At 58.2% G+C, this 18,640-nt stretch carries 18 protein-coding genes; 5 read left to right on the top strand and 13 right to left on the bottom strand.

Translation table 11 applies throughout. The annotated features are described in order from the left end of the window. The first annotated feature begins 364 nt into the window (after positions 1-364). Positions 365-1,741 (top strand): NfeD family protein, encoded by a 1,377-nt coding sequence (locus ACQUQP_RS16565; protein ID WP_432696140.1) that lies wholly within the window; start codon positions 365-367, stop codon positions 1,739-1,741. Between the two features lies 1 nt (position 1,742). Continuing rightward, positions 1,743-2,528 (top strand): slipin family protein, encoded by a 786-nt coding sequence (locus tag ACQUQP_RS16560; protein WP_432696139.1) that lies wholly within the window; start codon positions 1,743-1,745, stop codon positions 2,526-2,528. Position 2,529: 1 nt separating this feature from the next. Here ACQUQP_RS16560 and ACQUQP_RS16555 read toward each other — a convergent pair whose 3' ends face one another. From ACQUQP_RS16555 to ACQUQP_RS16515, 9 genes are all read right to left on the bottom strand, one after another. Beyond that, complete coding sequence (locus tag ACQUQP_RS16555; RefSeq protein ID WP_432696138.1) at positions 2,530-2,955, bottom strand: GlcG/HbpS family heme-binding protein; 426 nt, start codon at positions 2,953-2,955, stop codon at positions 2,530-2,532. Positions 2,956-2,996: 41 nt separating this feature from the next. Next, positions 2,997-3,758 (bottom strand): ABC transporter permease, encoded by a 762-nt coding sequence (locus ACQUQP_RS16550; protein WP_432696137.1) that lies wholly within the window; start codon positions 3,756-3,758, stop codon positions 2,997-2,999. Positions 3,759-3,982: 224 nt separating this feature from the next. Further along, a complete protein-coding gene (locus ACQUQP_RS16545; RefSeq protein WP_432696136.1) occupies positions 3,983-4,912 on the bottom strand; it encodes an ABC transporter ATP-binding protein in 930 nt (309 codons plus the stop codon). Positions 4,913-5,017: 105 nt separating this feature from the next. Further along, positions 5,018-5,572, bottom strand: coding sequence for a hypothetical protein (locus ACQUQP_RS16540; protein ID WP_432696135.1), 555 nt, complete (start codon positions 5,570-5,572; stop codon positions 5,018-5,020). A 105-nt stretch (positions 5,573-5,677) separates the two neighbouring features. After that, positions 5,678-6,373 (bottom strand): aspartate/glutamate racemase family protein, encoded by a 696-nt coding sequence (locus ACQUQP_RS16535; protein WP_432696134.1) that lies wholly within the window; start codon positions 6,371-6,373, stop codon positions 5,678-5,680. A 4-nt stretch (positions 6,374-6,377) separates the two neighbouring features. After that, positions 6,378-7,220: an ABC transporter permease gene (locus ACQUQP_RS16530; RefSeq protein WP_432696133.1), complete on the bottom strand. Its 843-nt coding sequence runs from the start codon at positions 7,218-7,220 to the stop codon at positions 6,378-6,380. A gap of 2 nt (positions 7,221-7,222) precedes the next feature. Further along, positions 7,223-8,077 (bottom strand): ABC transporter permease, encoded by an 855-nt coding sequence (locus tag ACQUQP_RS16525; RefSeq protein WP_432696132.1) that lies wholly within the window; start codon positions 8,075-8,077, stop codon positions 7,223-7,225. Positions 8,078-8,181: 104 nt separating this feature from the next. Then, the gene (locus ACQUQP_RS16520; protein ID WP_432696131.1) at positions 8,182-9,522 is read right to left on the bottom strand and encodes an ABC transporter substrate-binding protein; all 1,341 of its coding nucleotides are present in this window, start codon (positions 9,520-9,522) and stop codon (positions 8,182-8,184) included. A gap of 51 nt (positions 9,523-9,573) precedes the next feature. After that, a complete protein-coding gene (locus ACQUQP_RS16515) occupies positions 9,574-10,665 on the bottom strand; it encodes an ABC transporter ATP-binding protein (RefSeq protein WP_432696130.1) in 1,092 nt (363 codons plus the stop codon). Between the two features lie 308 nt (positions 10,666-10,973). Between ACQUQP_RS16515 and ACQUQP_RS16510 the strand changes: the two genes are divergently transcribed. Beyond that, positions 10,974-11,657, top strand: a complete 684-nt coding sequence (locus ACQUQP_RS16510) for a GntR family transcriptional regulator (protein ID WP_432696129.1) — start codon at positions 10,974-10,976, stop codon at positions 11,655-11,657. Here ACQUQP_RS16510 and ACQUQP_RS16505 read toward each other — a convergent pair. After that, positions 11,654-12,058: a NifB/NifX family molybdenum-iron cluster-binding protein gene (locus tag ACQUQP_RS16505; protein WP_432696128.1), complete on the bottom strand. Its 405-nt coding sequence runs from the start codon at positions 12,056-12,058 to the stop codon at positions 11,654-11,656. The genes ACQUQP_RS16510 and ACQUQP_RS16505 overlap by 4 nt on opposite strands. 160 nt (positions 12,059-12,218) lie before the next feature. Here ACQUQP_RS16505 and ACQUQP_RS16500 point away from each other — a divergent pair, with 160 nt between their 5' ends. Both ACQUQP_RS16500 and ACQUQP_RS16495 read left to right on the top strand, forming a co-directional pair. Next, complete coding sequence (locus ACQUQP_RS16500) at positions 12,219-14,810, top strand: EAL domain-containing protein (RefSeq protein ID WP_432696127.1); 2,592 nt, start codon at positions 12,219-12,221, stop codon at positions 14,808-14,810. An 81-nt stretch (positions 14,811-14,891) separates the two neighbouring features. After that, positions 14,892-16,172 (top strand): sensor domain-containing diguanylate cyclase, encoded by a 1,281-nt coding sequence (locus tag ACQUQP_RS16495; RefSeq protein ID WP_432696126.1) that lies wholly within the window; start codon positions 14,892-14,894, stop codon positions 16,170-16,172. Positions 16,173-16,201: 29 nt separating this feature from the next. On the opposite strand, the gene ACQUQP_RS16490 is transcribed toward ACQUQP_RS16495, so the two are convergent. From ACQUQP_RS16490 to ACQUQP_RS16480, 3 genes are read right to left on the bottom strand one after another with little or no spacing between them, the layout of a single operon-like run. After that, entirely contained in the window at positions 16,202-16,864 is a 663-nt protein-coding gene (locus tag ACQUQP_RS16490) for an anthranilate synthase component II (protein WP_432696125.1), read from the bottom strand. Then, positions 16,861-18,249, bottom strand: a complete 1,389-nt coding sequence (locus ACQUQP_RS16485; protein WP_432696124.1) for an anthranilate synthase component I family protein — start codon at positions 18,247-18,249, stop codon at positions 16,861-16,863. Before ACQUQP_RS16485 ends, ACQUQP_RS16490 begins: the two co-directional genes overlap by 4 nt. An 18-nt stretch (positions 18,250-18,267) precedes the next feature. Next, a complete protein-coding gene (locus ACQUQP_RS16480; protein ID WP_432698712.1) occupies positions 18,268-18,495 on the bottom strand; it encodes a Trp family transcriptional regulator in 228 nt (75 codons plus the stop codon). Positions 18,496-18,640: the final 145 nt, after the last annotated feature.

Raw genomic sequence — 18,640 nt, 5'->3', positions numbered from 1 at the left:
GGTGGCCGTTGTGTGGTCCGACAGGGGGCCGAACCCTTTTATCTATGTGTGTTGGCCGACCGGGGATGCTGCTGCCCGGTACGGGGGACGCTCAAAACACTTCTGTACTCGCCGTTAACACAGAGTCCATACGTGCAATATACAAGCCAGACATGCTGTGGCTACGGGTATCGCTGGTCTGCACCTAAGGGGCGAGCTGACAACTAAGTGTCCCCTGCTAGCACCCTAAAATGGCAGGTATAACACTTTTATGTATAGCAGTGTGTCGGGCGTGGCGGAAGCATTTATACGCGCATGAATTGGATTCATAAGGGATAGGGGCCGGGGATCTATACTCAGATATATGTTTTTTGAGGCCCAGGCTATGAATACTCGCTGGCTGCAGTCGATGCTGCTTGTCATCGGTTGTCTGTTCATCACCTCACCCGGCCTTGCCGAGACCGGGCAGGCTCCGCAGGGCGCCGTGTGGCAACTGACGCTGGATGGTGTGGTCGGACCGGCTACCGCGGACTACCTGGTGCGCGGTATGGACGATGCCGTGCAGGGCGGCGCCCGGGCCATAGTGCTGAGAATCGATACGCCAGGGGGGCTCGACGGCTCCATGCGGGAAATGATCTCGGCGGTGCTCGCCTCGCCGATCCCTGTGATCTGCTACGTATCGCCCGGCGGCGCCCGGGCGGCCAGCGCTGGTACCTTTCTGCTTTATGCCTGTCATGTGGCGGCGATGGCGCCCGCCACGAATCTGGGGGCGGCAACACCGGTATCGATCGGTACACCGATGACGCCCAGCCCGGATCCCGGTGGCGGCACGCCACAGGGCGACGAGGGCGGATCCTCTGCTCCCCAGCCGACGAGCGCCATGGAGCGCAAGGTGACCAACGATGCGGTGGCCTATATTCGTGGCCTTGCTGAGCTGCGCGGGCGTAATGCGGACTGGGCCGAAAAGGCGGTACGGGAAGGCGCCAGCCTGACCGCCAGCCGTGCCCTGGAACTGGGGGTGATTGATCTGATCGCCGCTGATCGCGATGCGCTTTTTGCGGCGCTCGCCGGGCGTTCTGCGCTGATCAACGGCCAGCAGATCGAGCTGGATTTCATCGCTGCTGCGCCCCTGTATCAGCTCGATCCCGACTGGCGCAGTGAATTTCTTGCCGTGATCACCAACCCCAACGTGGCCTATATGCTGATGCTGATCGGCCTCTACGGGCTGATCTTCGAGTTCACCAACCCCGGCTTTGGGTTGCCCGGCGTGCTCGGTGCCATCTGTCTGCTGATAGCGCTGTACGCCTTCCAGGTACTGCCGGTCAGTTATGCCGGGCTGGGGCTGATTCTGCTCGGTATCGGTCTGATCGCCGCCGAGGTGATGATGCCGAGCTTCGGTGTGCTTGGCGTCGGTGGCCTGATCGCGTTCGTGATCGGCTCGATCATTCTGATGGATACCGATATTCCCGCATTCCAGATAGCGGTGCCGGTGGTGGCTGCGCTGGCGGTTACCACCGGCGTACTGCTGTTTGCGGTGCTGGGGATGGCGCTCAGAGCGCACCAGCGGCCTGCGGTGCTGGGGCCGACGGCATTGAAAGAACGGGAAGCGGTTGTCGAGCAGGTGTACGAGGGACAGACACTGGTGCGCTTCGAGGGTGAGCTATGGGAGGTTCGATCGGCCGAGCCGCTGGCGGTGGGTGACCGGGTGCGAATCCATGAAATTGACGGACTAACGCTTGTAGTCGACAAGCTGGAGGCTTGAAATGATCGGTTTTCCCTATTTTGTGACCACCATTGTGGTGTTGGTAATACTGCTGTTGCTGTCGATGTTCCGCATTCTGCGGGAGTACGAGCGCGGTGTTATCTTCCTGCTGGGGCGTTTTTACAAGGTGAAAGGGCCGGGCCTGATCATCGTTGTGCCGGTGATACAGCAGATGGTACGCGTGGACCTGCGTACCCTGGTGATGGATGTGCCGACTCAGGATGTGATCTCCATGGATAACGTCTCGGTGAAGGTGAATGCGGTGATCTACTTCCGGGTGATCGATCCCGAAAAGGCGATTATCCATGTGGAAAACTACCTGGAGGCCACCAGCCAGCTGTCGCAGACCACCCTGCGTTCGGTGCTGGGCCAGCATGAACTGGACGATATGCTCTCCGGGCGTGACCAGCTAAACGCCGATATCCAGAAGATCCTCGACAAGCAGACCGACGCCTGGGGGATCAAGGTCGCCAATGTGGAGATCAAGCACGTGGACCTGGATGAGAGCATGGTACGCGCCATCGCCAAGCAGGCGGAGGCGGAGCGTGCCCGTCGTGCCAAGGTGATCCACGCCAGCGGTGAGTTGGAGGCGTCGGAAAAGCTGCTGGGGGCCGCACAACGGCTGGCGGAAGAGCCGCAGGCAATACAGCTGCGTTACATGCAGACGCTCACCGAGATCGCCAGCGGGCAGAACAGCCACACCATCGTATTCCCGCTACCGATCGACATGATCAGTAACTGGAGTGACGCGGTCCGGGTGAAGTCAAAGAGCGAGAAGCCTGAGTAACTCAGGCCTGCTCAAGTGCCTCCAGGGCGGCGCGGGCGCAAAGGCCGTCCTCTTCCTCCGAACCACCGGACACACCGATGGCGCCGACCCGCTGACCCTCGATCGTGATCGGTTCTCCGCCACCGAAGAGGGCTACGTCGGGGTGCTGCGCAAGGCCTGTCATCGTTACCGGCTTGGGTTCCAGGCGCTGTTTCCAGCTGTGGGTCGGAATGCCAAACGCGAGCGCGGTGTAAGCTTTTTTGCGGGCATACTCCTGCGATGGCAGTGGCGCACCCGGCATGCGCAGGGTGACCAGCGGATGACCCGAGGTATCAACCACCGCAACACACATGTTTCGGCCCAGTTCCTGTGCGCGCTCGATGGCGCGGCCGGCGGCCAGCTGCGCCGCGGCCAGTGTCAGATTGAGCATAGGTTCGGTCTTGTTCATGAACTCCTCGCGGGACTAATGTAGGTTTTTTATTGGGTGTTTCAGTGCCTGATCCGGTAGCCGGTACGGAAGATCCACCAGACAATAGTCAGGCAGATCAGCAGGAACAGGAAGGTCATGCCCAGGCTCACCGCCACGTTGACATCCGAGATGCCGTAAAACGCCCAGCGGAAGCCGCTGATCAGGTATACCACCGGGTTGAACAGTGTCAGTGACTGCCAGGGTTCCGGCAGCATGTTGATGGAGTAGAACGCGCCGCCGAGGAAGGTCAGCGGGGTGATCACCATCAGCGGTATCACCTGCAGTTTCTGGAAGTCATCCGCCCAGATACCGATGATAAAACCGAACATGCTGAAGGTCAGCGCCGTCAGCAGCAGGAAGCCGAGCATCCAGACCGGATGTTCAATCTGGTAATCGACGAACAGCCGCGCCGTAAGCAGTATCAGGATCCCTATAATCAGCGATTTGGTGGCGGCGGCGCCCACGTAGCCGGCAACAATCTCAAACGGCGATACCGGTGCCGACAGGACTTCATAGATGGTGCCGGAAAACTTGGGGAAGAAGATTCCGAACGAGGCGTTGGAGATGCTTTCGCTGAGCAGCGACAGCATCAACAGGCCCGGAATGATAAAGGCGCCGTAACTGACGCCGTCGATGGCGCCCATGCGGGAGCCGATGGCGGTGCCGAACACGATAAAGTACAGCGACGTGGAGAGTACCGGTGAGGCGATGCTCTGCATCAGCGTGCGCCGGGTGCGCGACATTTCGAACTTGTAGATGGCCAGTACACCATTGAGGTTCATCTTTACTCCTTACCAGGGTGTTGAAAAACTATCTGCGTTGCCGAATGCTGCGTTAAAAACAGGCTCACAGGCTTTGCCTGAACGCACTTTAGTGCGACCCCAGAGGGGCGAGCGGAGCGAGTAATATGCTCATTTAGTTTACTAAACTGCGCTTTTTCGCCTGTTTTTGCCCGGGCGGCGCTCCGCTTGCCTCGGCTGCCTCGAAAACGATTTTCAACATCCTGTTATGCGTCTTTGCCGTGAACCAGGCTGACGAAAATCTCTTCCAGGGAACTCTGCTTTGACTGCAGGTCCTTAAGGTCCATACCCAGCTGACTCAGGCTGCGCATCAAACGGGCGATGCCGGTGGTGTCCTGATGAGCGTCGAAGGTGTAGGTCAGCAGGCTGCCGTCCTCGGCGAGGTCCAGGTTAAACTCGGCGAGCTCTTCAGGCAGTGAGCTGATTGGAGACTGCAGATGCAGGTGCAGCTGCTTCTGCCCGAGCTTCTGCATCAGCTCGGTCTTCTCCTCGACCAGTACCAGATCGCCCTTGTTGATCACGCCGATCCGGTCCGCCATCTCCTCGGCTTCCTCGATATAGTGGGTGGTCAGGATGATGGTGACGCCGTTTTCGCGCAGTCCACGGACGATCTCCCACATATCGCGACGCAGCTCCACATCGACACCCGCTGTCGGTTCGTCGAGAAACAGGATGCTGGGCTCGTGGGAGAGCGCCTTGGCGATCATCACGCGGCGTTTCATGCCGCCGGAGAGCTCCAGCATCTTGGCGTTACGCTTCTCCCAGAGCGAGAGCTGGCGCAGGATCTTTTCAAGGTATTCGGGGTTGGCCGGTTTGCCGAACAGGCCGCGACTAAAGGCCACCGTATGCAACACGGTCTCGAAGGAGTCGGTGGTCAGCTCCTGGGGTACCAGGCCTATCTGGCTGCGCGCCTGGCGGTAGTCGCGGGCGATGTCGTAACCATCGGCGATCACCTGGCCGGAGGTGGCGTTAACGATGCCGCAGATGATACTGATCAGCGTGGTTTTGCCGGCCCCGTTGGGACCAAGCAGCGCAAAAATCTCGCCGCGCTGAATATCCAGGTCGATCGACTTCAGTGCGGTAAAACCGGATGCATAGCTTTTGCCGACGCCCTTGATGGAAATAATCGGTTGCACGGGCTCTCCTTGTCACAGGTGGTGCAGTCAGGCTTAGGGAAGCTATGATTGTAGCGCGACTGAAGTGACAAGGGCGATCTGCTGTCAGGGAGGGTCTGTTTGCGGCTAGCGGATCTCTATATCAGGAAGCCAGCGGCTCTCCAGCTTGAAGTCGCTGATGTCGTACTGGCCAATGGGCGGTAGCCTAAGATCGTCCGGTGGTGAGGCGATCAGGTTCAGGTCGAGCGCACGAGCTTCGCCACGTATCGCACCATCCTCACTCACGTCGAGGGAGTAGTAGATACCATTCCACAATCGGGCGCCGAAGGTATCAGCCTCCTTGAACAGAAACAGCAGGTCGTGTTCGAGCCACTGCAGATCATCAGCGGCAATACGTCTGGGGTTGTCATAGGGGTAGGGGACATAACACCAGAGTTCCGGTCCCTCCAGGCACTTCATCTCTTTCATTGAGAGAAAGTGGTCTTTAAACCGGCTGAGGTCCAGGTCGATACGGTAGTGATAACTGGCGCCATCCGCTTCGATGCTTATCGATCCTATTGCCTGCTCCATGCCCTGGCGATCGATCAGGTAGATCTGGCGCTCTCCTGCCAGTTCAGCAGCGGCGTGAGTATGCAGGACTAACGCCAGAGGTAACATCAAGCCAGCAAGGCGCGAAGACATAAGCCAACCCCATCAACTGAATGTAGCTTCAGTCTAGAAGCGCCTTGCCGCTTAACAATGCTACTTGTGTACTGTTTTCAAGCAGGCGATGGTGCCTGAAGAGTCTCAGCCGGCGAAAGCGTAACTGCTGTGTTTGCTGGTTTTTAGCCCAGCCTTCACCAGGGCTTCCAGCATTAACAGGCCAACCCGGACGCCATCGACTACAGGGACGCCCAGCGCTTTTTGCAGCTCTTGCTGAAGAAAGGTGAGCCCGGCACAGCCCAGCACCAGTACCTCTGACTCGTCTGCTGCCAGAACACTCTCGGCCCGCTGGACCAGCGTTGAGAAGAGGGCTGGTTCACCGCATTGCTCCAGGTCCAGTACCGGCATTTTCATCGCATGTACTCCCAGGCAGTGATCGCCGAAGCCGTACTCGCGGGCGTTGCGCTCGAGTATGCGTACCGACTTCTGCTGCGCCGTGAGGATCGAAAAGCCGCAACCGAGCATACTGGCGGCGTGAACGCCCGCCTCGCCGATGCCAAGTACCGGTCCGTTGGCCAGTTCGCGGGCGGCGTGCAGTGCCGTGTCATCGGCGCAGGCGATGAGGTAGGCATCGCAACCGGCCTGTTCGCCGAGGCGAATCTGCTCCAGCACCCCGGGGGCTGCGAGCGCACCGTCGTAGAAACCTTCGATACTATCGATCCCGGCACCGGCACAGACCACTTCAACGCTGGTACCTGGAGCGGCGACCTCGTTGCAGCTTGTTGCGATCGTCTGCCGCATCGCTTCACTGTCATTAGGGTTGATAACACGCAGTTTCATTATCTCAGACTCCGGTTGGTGCCTTGCGCGCCCGGCTTTTGCGGACTGCCCAGATGGCAATCAGAGCGGCGGAGATCAGGGTGAAGGAGAACAGGGTTGTCAGGGTACCCAGTGCATAAAGGACCGGCGTGGTCACGTTGGTGGTCATGCCGTAGATCTCCAGCGGCAGGGTATTAAAGGTGCCGGCTGTCATCAGAGTGCGGGCAAACTCATCGTAGGAGAGTGTAAAACCGAACAGGCAGACACCGATCAGGCTCGGCAGAATCAGCGGGAATACCACCAGGCGAAAAGTCTGCCAGGCGGTTGCGCCCATATCGATGGCGGCGGCCTCATAGCTTTTGTTGAAGCGGTTGAAAACCGCAAACATGATCAGCAGGCCGAACGGCAGGGTCCAGGTCAGGTGCGCGCCAAAAGCTGAGCTGTACCAGGCGGGGGAAAAACCAATACGGTCGAACATGATGCCGATACCCAGGCTGATCAGGATCGACGGCAGGATCAGGCTTACCAGTGTCAGGTAGAACAGCACGTTGCCGCCCTTGAAGCTGCGCCGGTAAGCAAGGCCTGCCAGTAGCGAAAACACCGCGGTGCAGAGCATCACAGCGATACCCAGCAGGATCGAGCGGGTCAGCGAACCGCCAAAGTCGCCTACCTGTTGCTCTTCAAACAGCTGGCGGAACCAGTGCAGCGAAACGCCGTTCATCGGGAAAGTCAGGCCGCCCTCCGGCCCCTGAAATGAGAGGATGGCGATGGTTGCCGTGGGGCCGTAAAGAAAGATGATAAACAGCACGAAAATGATGGTCAGGGGAATGAACCCCGCCTTGCGCTTTGTTTTGCCAAGGGCTGCCATGGTTACAGCTCCTTCTTGATATTGATGAAACGGAACATGATGCTAAGCATGATCAGTACGGTGATCAGCAGTACCACGGCGCCTGCCGCCGCTGCCGGGTATTGCAGCAGTGAGATCTCGTTACGGATCAGTACGCCGACTGAAGCGCTTAAGCCCCCACTCATCAGGCTGACGGTAATGAAGTCGCCCATCACCAGGGTGACGACGAAGATTGAACCGATGGCGATACCTGATTTACACAGCGGCACTACCACCTGAAAGATGGTCTGGAAGGCGTTGGCACCGGCATCGATGGAGGCTTCGATCAGGTTACGGTCGATACGCATCATCGAGTTGAAGATCGGCACCACCATGAACAGGGTGTAGAGGTGCACGAAGGCAAGCACCACGGCGAAATCGCTGTAGAGCAGCCATTCGATCGGTGCATCAATCAGGTTGATCTCCTGCAACGTTGAGTTGACCAGGCCGTTGCGTCCCAGCAGCGGGATCCAGGAGATCATGCGGATGATGTTTGAAGTCAGGAAAGGCACCGTGCAGAGCACAAACAGCACGCCCTGTAGCAGCGGACTGCGGATATAGAACGCCAGATAATAGGCGACGGTAAAACCCAGCGTCAGGGTGATCACCCAGGTGCTGATGGCGAAGAAGAATGTCTTCAGGTAGGCGCTCAGCGTGACGCTCGATGTGAGCAGAAACTCGTAGTTTTCAAAGATGAAATCGGGCAGTAGCTGATAGGCGTTATAGTCCCAGAAGCTGACAATCACGATGGTCGCGACGGGGAACAGCAGAAACAGCAGGATGACCAGCGCCAGGGGCGTGACCTGCAGATAGCTGGGGTTGGCGGTCAGAAAACGCATCTAACTTTTTCTCCGAACTACGGGCTCTCTGAAAAAACGGCTCTGAGAAAACGGCCTCAGGCAAAAGGCGGGGGCGAGTGCTCGCCCCCTGAATCACGGCGAGATCAGGAAGCGATGAACTCGTTCCACTTGCGAACCATGTACTTGTTCTCGTCCATGACCGAGTTCCAGCAGGCGACGGCGCCCATGCGATCCCAGTAGGAGCCGCCGTCACGCACGGCACCGGCGGTTTCCATCACCTTGCCGTCCGGACTCAGGATGTCGCCCTGGGCCGGTTTACCCTCGATCCAGTAGCCCCATTCGTCGGCGCTCATGTGCTCCTTGGAGGTTGACGGTGCGGCGGAGTAGTAACCCTGACGGTTCAGGTAAGCGCCAACCCAGCCGGACAGGTACCAGTCGATATATTCATAGGCCGCATCCAGCTCCAGGCCGGACAGGTGCTTGGCCAGGCCGATACCGCCGCCCCAGGCGCGGTAACCCTCTTCCAGCGGCTGGTATTTGCATTCGATACCCTTGGCGCGCACAGCGGCTACTGCCGGTGACCACATGGACTGGATCACCACCTCACCGGAGGACATCAGGTTCACCGACTCGTCGAAGCTCTTCCAGAAGGCGCGGAACTGACCTTCGGACTTGGCAGCCTTGAGAATTTCGATGGTGGCATCGATCTCTTCGCGGGTCATGTTGCCCTTGTTGGCGTACTGAATTTCGCCCATGGACTCGCAGATCATCGCCGCATCCATGATGCCGATGGAAGGGATGTTCAGGATGGAGGTCTTGCCTTTGAACGCCGGGTCCATGATGTCGCGCCAGTTGGTGATCGGGCGACCCACCAGGTCCGGGCGGATACCCAGGGTGTCAGCGTTGTAGATGGTCGGGATCAGTGTCATCCAGTCGGTCGGTTCTGCTGCGAACTGAACAGAATCCTTACCTTCGACAAAGCCTACTGTATGCGGTGCTGTACCCTGAGCGATCTCCGAGTCCTCGTTCAGCTTGCCAGTGATAAACAGCTGGGAGATCTTGTCGAAGTTCTTCAGGCGCGAGGTGTTCATCGGCTGCATGGTGCCGGCCGGGAAGGTCTTCTTGCAGATCCAGTACTCGATATCGGCAATATCGAAAGAACGCGGCTGGGTAACCACTCGCTGAGCGACTGCATCGGAGTCCAGCGCGGTGAGCTCCAGGTTGATACCCAGATCCTCTTTCGCCTTCTGCGAGATGGCATTGAGGTTGGATACGCCGGTACCGAACTGGCGCAGGGTGATGTCCTTGATGTTCTGTGCCCAGATCATCGGGAAACCGGTGATCGCACCGGAGCCCAGAGCGGCGCCGCCCGCGACGCCGGCGGCCTTGATGAATCCGCGACGGCTCAGGCCGCTGCGTTCTTCCTTCGGTTCAGTACTGGCGCTCAGAGTATCCTTCAGGTCTTTCTTGTCATCGAAGCTCATTATCGATCTCCAGTTTTACTATCGGATTAAAGGTCGGATTCAAGGTTGGATTCAAAGGCCGGAAAAGGCGTCGCCGCCGGGCCGCAGGGGATTAAGATCGGTATGGCGCCAGCCAACAAAGGCACGGTCGCCGGCATGCAGAGGCGAGGCGAGGTAGTCCGCATCACTCTGGAATACGGAGAGCCCAAATCCGTCACTGAACTGGCCTCTCAGGTGAACGTAGCTGCCCTGGTATTCCACCGACTCCACCTGCAGTGGGTCGGGCTGGGCTGTATCGAAAGGCTCAGGGCTGATCTGGATGCGGTCGCAGCGCAGGGACACGCTGGCGCGGTTATCGGCATCGCTTTCCAGTGCCGAGGGCAGCTGGATGACGCGCTGTTCCCCGATACTCAGGCCAGACTCGGCCAGCGTGCCCTCGATAATGTTGTGCCCGCCGATAAAGCTGGCGACAAAGCCGGTACTCGGGCGGCTGAATATGCTGATCGGCTCGTCAACCTGTTCGATGTAGCCGTTGTTCATCACCACCACCTGATCCGCCAATGCAAAGGCTTCTTCCTGGGAATGGGTGACGTGGATAAAGGTGATGCCCAACTGCTGCTGAATGTTTTTCAGCTCCGCACGCATGCGCGTGCGCAGGAAGGGGTCCAGTGCTGAAAGAGGCTCATCAAGCAGAATAACTTCCGGCTGGTTAATCAGCGCACGGGCGAGGGCTACTCGCTGTTGCTGCCCACCAGAGAGTTGTTCGGGGAAGGCTTCGAAAAAGCTCTCCATGTTCACCAGCCTGAGCATATCCATGGCGCGGGCGTGGCGTTCCTGCCTGCTCATGCCCGCGATCTTAAGGCTGAAGGCCACGTTGTCCAGACTATTGAGGTGCGGAAACAGGGCGTAGTTCTGGAACATCAGAGCGGTGCCGCGTTTTCGGGGCGGAAGTGTGGTGACATTTCGGTTATTCATAAGAATGTCGCCTTCGGTGACACTCTCATGTCCCGCGATCATTCGCAGCGTTGTGGATTTTCCACAGCCGCTCGGACCGAGCAGGCAGCAGTAGGAACCGCCCTCAATGCGGAGGTCGATATTCCTGACAGCGGTGCTTTCGCCGTAACGTTTCACGACGCCTACCAGTTCAACAGAGCCTTTCTTCATAACTGTTAGCAATCCAGAATTGTTAGCAATTTACTGGTAATGGTTTGCGAGGGCTGTGCCATGTTGGGCTGAGATCGGATAAGCCGTTATTTTTGATAGATAAAAAAAACAGATTTTGACTTTTCTGTCTTTTTGGTCAGGAAATATTAATAGAAATTAATAAGTTAGATGCTTTATCTGTGCACTCGAAAAGCGCTTCTTGCAACAATCTGGTGCATGGTTGGTCGACTTTTAACCGGTCTAACGGACTGTTATCTACCGGCGGTGCACGGTAAAATTGCTAACAATTTATTTTATCGGGAGAGCTTATGGGGACTCGTGCCCAGCTTGAAATAAAGCGGATTGTGGACCGGCTGGCCAGCGCGATAGTGGAGCACCGTTTGCCGCCGGGCGCTCGGCTTACCGAGGCTAAACTGGTCGAGGTGCTCGGTGCCAACCGCAACCATGTACGCTCTGCACTGCAGAAGCTGGCCTCGGAATACAAGGTGGTCACGATTGTCCCCAACCGAGGTGCCTGTGTTGCCCAGCCAACGATCAAGGAAGCGAAGGATGTATTCGCGGCTCGTATAGTTATCGAACGCTCAATTGTTGAACTGGCAATTGAGAACCTGACAGCTAAAAACCGTAATCGGCTGCTGAAACAGTTGGAAAAAGAAGACGGGGCGATAAAGCGGGGCGAGCGCCAGGAGATGATCCGGGAGTCGGGCAATTTTCACCGGGTGCTGGCGCAGATTGCCGGCAATGAGGTGCTGGATGAGCTACTGGCGGGGTTGATTACACGGACATCGCTGATCATCGCACTCTACCAGGAAACACCAAACGTACAGTGTTCTATCGAAGAGCATCAGGCTCTGGTCGATGCAATTCTGGCCAGGGATTGTGCTCAGGCGCGGTACCTGATGGACGAGCATATGAAGACCATTCAGCGATACCTGCTGCTCGATGACCGGCCGGGCGAAGTGGATCTCCAGTCGGCTCTCGAGGAGTCTTAGGTCATCCTTTCCGCCCGCTGTTGCGGGTTCAGGCAAGGCTGCTCTTCATGGGGGACACCCTGTGCCAGGATACCTTCCAGGTAGTCGGTCAGGGCTTTGAGTGGGGCGCGTTCAGCAGTGGTGACCAGGTCTGTGCCGCGTTCTGCCAGGCGGCCAATAACGCCGTCTCCCGCTGAACCTGCAATGGCAGTATCGACAGCATGAAGCGGGTGTCGCTCCGGCGAGTTGCTCACATGCCACTCGTGCAGGCAGCCGGTGTCGGTCAGGCGTATCTCCCAGGCCAGTTCAGGATGAGAGTCGCCCGGCGAGACCCTGTAAACATGCCATAGCTGGGCGCGACCGGCGTGAGGGGCGACCTGTCCGCTGTCGTCCGTTGCGATAGCCACGAGTTGTGCTTCCATATGATCCCTCCAGGTCAGGAAAACCGATAAGGGTTCAGTCTAGCGAATCCTGGCACAAGTGTGTTGATGCTGCGCAAGCTGACGACGTTAGTAAAGTCGGCAGCTAGTGTTATGCTTTCTGTGCGGCAGTTAGGAAATGGACGCCCGAAGGAATGATTGCATGCGCCTGACTTTAAAGCCCCTCTCCGTGATAATTGCATTGTCGCTGGCTTGGCTGGCCGGGAGCCCGGTTGCCTTTGCTCAGCAGCAGGTGCGTGTTGGTGTCTATGAAAACCCACCGAAACTGCGTTTGGCCGACGGCAAGCCCAGCGGCATTTTTGGCGATATTCTAAGCAGTATCGCCGAGCGCGAAGACTGGCAGCTGACCGCCGTGCCCTGTGCGTGGGAGCAGTGCCTGAATATGCTGCGCAAAGGGCAGATCGAGCTGATGCCCGACGTGGCGGCCACCCCGGAGCGGCGCCATCTTTTCTCTTTTCATCAAACCCCCGCGCTACTGGCCTGGTCGCAAATCTTCACGCGTGCCGGTATCAACGTGCAGTCGCCGATGGATCTGGAAGGGCTGGCCATTGCGGTTCTGGCCAATTCGGTACAGCAGGCCTACCTGCGTAACCTGACCTCCGGTTTCGCTGTCGATGTCCGCTTCGTTGAGGTGAACAGTCTTGAAGAGGCGTTTAATGCGGTACAGGAAGGCCGGGCGGATGTGGCCGTGGCCAACCAGCTCTATGGCGATTTTAATGGTCCCAGGTTTGGTCTTGCGCCGGCGGCCCTGGTGTTCCAGCCGGTGGAGCTGTTTTACGCCACGCCATTAAACCAGCAACAGCAGCTGCGTGATCGCATCGACCACTGGCTGAATAAATGGAAGGGGCAACCGGACTCGCCCTACTTTGAGGCCCTGAGCCGCTGGGGTGGGGGAGAGCAGGACAGCAAGGTGGACAATGTGCTGGTCTGGTCGCTGGTCGGGATGGCCCTGGCATTGCTGGTTGCGATCTCTATCGTGGCACTGCTGCGGCGTCAGGTCGCCGAGAAAGCGGGTAGCCTGAAAGAGAGCGAAACCTACCTGAGTGTGCTGCTGAGTAATGTGGATTCCCTTATCTACGTCAAAGGCACCGACTTCCGTTACCGCTATATCAATCAGCGGGTCATCGAGTTTCTCGGTCGCGATAAGGACGAGATTATCGGCCGGCGGGATGAAGATCTGCTGAGCGAAGAGTCCCTGTTGGGCGTGCGCGATACCGATCGTCGTGTGATCGAAAATGGCGAACGTATCATGGAAGAGGAGGTTGGCATCGGTACGCTGAACGATGGTTCCGAACCGCGAACCTTCCTCACCGTAAAACAGCCGTTAAAAGATGATGACGGTGCGGTTATCGGCCTTGTTGGCGTATCCACCGATATCACCGAGAAGTTGAAAAGTGAGCAGCGAATCCATCGCCTGGCCTTTTATGACTCGCTGACGGGTCTGCCCAACCAGCGTCTGCTGCTTGAACGTTTGCAAGAAGCCGCCGACCGGGTGGTGCGCAATGAGTCCCAGGGCGCGGTGCTGTTTATCGACCTGGACAACTTCCGCGACCTCAACGATATCCTCGGCCATAAAGCCGGAGACCGGCTGTTAGAACAGGTGGCCGAGCGAATGCAGCTCAGGGTGCGGGAGGAGGATACCCTGGCACGCTTCGGCGGTGACGAGTTTGTGTTGGTGGTGGAGGGGCTGGAGTGGGATCAAGAAAGCGCTCGCGAGCAGGTCGAGCAGCTCGCCAGCGATCTGCGTAACCTGATCAAGGTGCCGTTCCATTACGACGACCATGTGTTTGAACCCACCGCCAGTATCGGCGCGGCACTGTTTTCCGATGCCAGTGAGTATCCGGGGGATCTGATCAAATGGGCGGAGCTGGCGATGTACCAGGCCAAGGTCAGTGGACGCAACAGCAGCTGCTTCTACGAGCCGTCGATGCAGGCCGAGGTCCACTCACGGGCACGACTGGAAACCGGCATCCGGCAAGGGTTGGAATATGAGGAGTTCGAGCTGTACTACCAGCCCCAGTTTGACGCCGACGTCGGCCTGATGGGGCTGGAAGCGCTGGTGCGCTGGTGCCCACCCTCGGGCGAGATGATCTCTCCCGCCGACTTTATTCCTGTGGCGGAGAGTACCGGCCTGATTCGTCCCCTCGGGCGCTGGATCCTGCAGGAGGCGTGCGAGCAGCTGGTGCGCTGGTCGGATCATCCGCTGCTGTCAGGTGTACGGGTGTCGGTTAATATCAGTGCTCAACAGCTGCACGAATCCGGCTTTGTGACCGAAGTGCTTTCGGTGCTGGAGCAGACCGGTGCAGACCCCAAGCTACTCAAACTTGAATTGACCGAGACGCTTCTGGTACGCAATGTCGAGGAAACCATCGACAAAATGACCCGACTGCGCGAGCGAGGCGTCAGCTTCTCACTGGACGATTTCGGTACCGGTTACTCCTCTCTGACTTACCTGAAGCGTCTGCCGCTGCACCAGCTGAAGATCGACCAGAGCTTTGTCCGCGACCTGCTTAGTGATGAAAACGATGCGGCGATCATCAGGACGGTGGTGGCTCTGGGTGAAAGCCTGGAACTGTCGGTCATTGCCGAAGGGGTGGAAACCCAGGAGCAGCGTGAAGTGCTGCTCAGTTTTGGCTGTCACCAGTTCCAGGGCTACCTGTTTGGCCGACCCATGCCGGCCGATGCGCTGGAAGCAAGCCTGGCGGAAACGTCCAGATCTACGGACTTATCCTGACCGAACGGTTAAGCTATCCAGCTGTCCGGCTGCCATCGCCAGGGTGGCAGCCTTAGATCAACTCTCAGTGACAACATTTACATGGATAGAAGTGTGCACGGCCTGCCCGAGGCCATCTGTAAAATGCTGTTCCGCCAGATCAGTGACTCGGTTTACCTTATCGATCCGGAGACCTCCAATATCCTCGAGGCCAACCCGGCAGGGTACCGCTCACTGGGCATGACGCGGGAAGAGGTTGTCGATCACAGCGTACTCAGTCTTAACAAGGATGTGATCGGGCTGGATCAGTGGCGGGAGATCTCCGGCGAGATTCAGGCAAACGGCGCCTATACCTTTATCGGCAGACACCGGCGCAAAGACGGCAGCGACTTTCCGGTCGAGGTGGTCACTGACTGCATTGAACACGCGGGGCGCAAGCTGCTGGTCTCAGTGGCACGGGACCTGACCGGTTACCAGCGCCACCGCGACTACCTGCTGGAGAACGAGCATCTCCACACCCTGTTCCTGAATGAATCCAGCGATGGTCTGTGGGACTGGAACCTGGAAGACGACTCACTGTTTCTCAGTCCGCAGTGGTTCAGAATTATGGGTTATGGGCCCCACGAGATTGAACATCCCACGCTTAACACCTGGAGCGATGCGCTCCATCCCGACGATAGGGAAGGGGTGATGGCATCGCTGCAGAGCCACCTGCGGGGCGAGACCGCCCGCTACGAGGCGAAGTACCGGCTGCGCAACCGGAACGGCCAATATATCTGGCTGCATGACCGTGGTCTGATCGCCAAGCGGGGGGAGCAGGGCGAACCGCTGCGAATGGTCGGGCTGGTGATAGATATCACCGAATCCCGGCAGCATGAGGAGGAGCTTCTGCAACGCTCCCGCATGGATGAACTCACCGGGCTGTACAATCGGCGGGCCGGTTATGAGATGTTCGAGCGCTACCTCATTAAGAGCCAGCACAGCAGCCAACCATTACAGGTGGCGATGCTCGACCTGGACAGGTTCAAGCAGCTCAACGACACCTATGGCCATCTTGATGGCGACCGGGCGATTCAGCATTTCGCCAGTACCCTCAAGAGCCATCTGCGCGCCGGGGATAACCTGTTTCGCTGGGGAGGAGAGGAGTTTCTGCTGCTCTGTCCGGGTGTTTCATCTGCAGAGGCTGCAGCGTTAATGACTCGGTTGATCGCCCAGGTCGCGGCCGCGCCCTTTATGACCAGTAGCGGTGAAAGGCTGACTATCACCTGCAGTGCGGGGCTGGCCGGCTATCCGCAGGATGGACAATCGATACGCGAGCTGGTCAGCAAAGCGGACCAGTCGATGTATGCGGCCAAGCAGGCGGGGCGTAACCGGGTCGTCTGATACTCAGGCACCGGCACGCCCGTTTCCGTTTACTTCTCAAACAGGAAGTTGGCGATCAGCTCCTTGCCGCCTTCCGTCGCGAACGACTCGGGGTGGAACTGAATCCCCTGGATCGGATGTTCGCGATGGCGCACGCCCATGATCTCGAATGCACCGCCCTGATGGATCCGCTCCAGATCGGAGAACTCTGATTCGGTCAGGTCGCCTACCACTGCGGTCACTTCCAGGCATTCCGGCAGGGATTCCGATTCGGCGATCAGCGAGTGATAACGCATGATCTCCAGCTGATCCGGAGTGTTGGCGAACACGCCGCGGCCGTTATGGCTGATCGGGCTGATCTTGCCATGCATCGGCAGCGGCGCCTTGATCACCTTGCCGCCAAATACATGCACGATCCCCTGCATTCCCAGGCAGACCCCCAGCAGTGGGATCTGCGGGCCCAGTTCGCGGATCACATCGGCGCAGACGCCGAAGTACTCCGGGTCATCGGGAGAGCCCGGTCCCGGTGAGATGATCAGCCGGTCCGGTTTGGCAGCCTTGATCTGTTCCAGGCTCACCTGGTCGTTCCGCTTGACGACGATATCGAAGTCGTCGATCTGGCCGGTCAGCTTGGCGCTGGAGAGTATCTCGCCGATAAACTGGTACAGGTTGTAGGTGAAGGAGTCGTAGTTGTCGATGATATAGACCTTCATTCGGCGGCCTCCTTCATAAAGGTATCCAGAACTTTCTTGGTGCCGGCGAACTTGCGGTTGATCTCTTCGTATTCATCGGCCGGGTTGGAGTCGTAGACGTTGCCGCCGCAGGTCTGCACGTAGGCTTCCTCGCCGTTGGCGAAGACCGTACGGATCGGAATCGCGAAGGTGCAGTCGCCGTTGAAGGAGAAGTGGCCCACCGCACCGCCATAGGGGCCGCGACCGTCGGATTCCAGGTCGTCGATGATCTTCATCGCCTCAATTTTCGGTGCGCCGGTGAGCGTGCCGGCCGGGAAGTTGCTCGCCAGTGCCGAGAACATATCCTCGGTTTCGGCGATGATGCCGACAATCTCGCTGGAGATATGCTGCACATGGCTGAAGCGCTTGATATCCATCAGGCTGCGCACCTTCACGGTGCCGAAGCGCGCCACGCGGCCGATATCGTTGCGGTGCAGATCGACGATCATGTTGTGCTCGGCGATCTCCTTCGGATCGTTCAGCAGGGCGCGGGCGTACTGGGTGTCTTCCACCTCATCCTTGCCGCGCTTGGTGGTGCCGGCCAGCGGGAAGGTTTCCATTTCGCCCTGGCGCAGGCGGAACAGCAGCTCGGGGCTGGCGCCGATCAGCTTCTGCTCGCCGAACTTCACGTAGTACATCTGCGGTGAAGGGTTCACCTCACGCAGCTGCTCGTAGATGGCGATGGTGTCGCCCTCCAGCTTGAAGCGCTTCTTGAAGCCCACCTCGCACTGGAAAACCTTGCCGTCGATGATGTCCTGCTTCACCTTCATCACCGCGTCGGCGTGCTCCTCCCGACTCATGGTCTCGCCCATGGGCGTGATCGCCAGTTCGCCGTTTTCCACGGCGGGCTCCGCCAGGATCGACTCGATCAGTTCCATGCGGCTGTCGGTGTAGTAAAAGTAGATAACCTCGCCGGTCATCTTGTCGAGAATCAGGCCATCCTTGAACACTCCGAAGCGGAACACATCGAACATCTCGCTGTGCTGCAGTTTCAGCGTCGGCTCGAAGTAGTTCATGCAGTCGTAGCCGATATAGCCGGTCAGACCGCCGGCGTACTTACGCGAAATGATGTTCTGCGGCACGATCTCGCGCAGCAGGTAGTAAGGGTTCTCGCTGGGCCAGGTCTCGGTACTGCCATCACGCTGCTGAATATGCAGCGCGCCTTCGGTGGCATAGAGCACCTGTTCCGGATCGAAACCGATAATGGAGTAGCGGGAGATAAAGCTCTCCTCGCCCAGCGATTCGAGCATAAAGCAGTTATCGAAGCGCTTTTCGATCTTCTTGAACAGGCCGAAGAAGTCAGTGTCCGCGGTCAGCGTGACATAGTGAGGCTTGCGCGGCAGTTCGATTCTGGCGGGCTTATTCATAAAACTGGACAGTTCCGTTCAGGAGGTTTCCGATTTTCGGGCGCGTGACCCGCGAGTCACAGTAGCAATACCAACCCCGAGCCGACGAGCAATCTCGCGCTGGGGCACACCCTCATCAAGCAGGCGAAGAATCTGCAGCCGCTTGCACACCTCGGTCAACTCCGAAGGTGTCAGCAGCTCCTCAAGTGCCTGCTCCAGGCTGGCCCGATCCCGCTGTTCCAGCAGATGATCGAGCAGTTCTTCTATGTAGGGTGTATTCACGTACTAGTATGCTGTTACATGGTTTGAGGCGAGTGTAACCGGGCAGAGAGGGGGCGTCCAGTACGATTGTGTTGTGATGTTCAGTTTCAAATGGAACTGGTTTCACGAAACTGAACATTTGGGTTCTGGG

Origin of the sequence: Marinobacterium sp. YM272 (genome assembly GCF_050908845.1) — a bacterium.
Classification (GTDB): Bacteria; Pseudomonadota; Gammaproteobacteria; order Pseudomonadales; family Balneatricaceae; genus Marinobacterium_D.
Note: the sequence above shows the minus strand (reverse complement) of the source record. Positions and strands in the feature narration are given on the sequence as shown.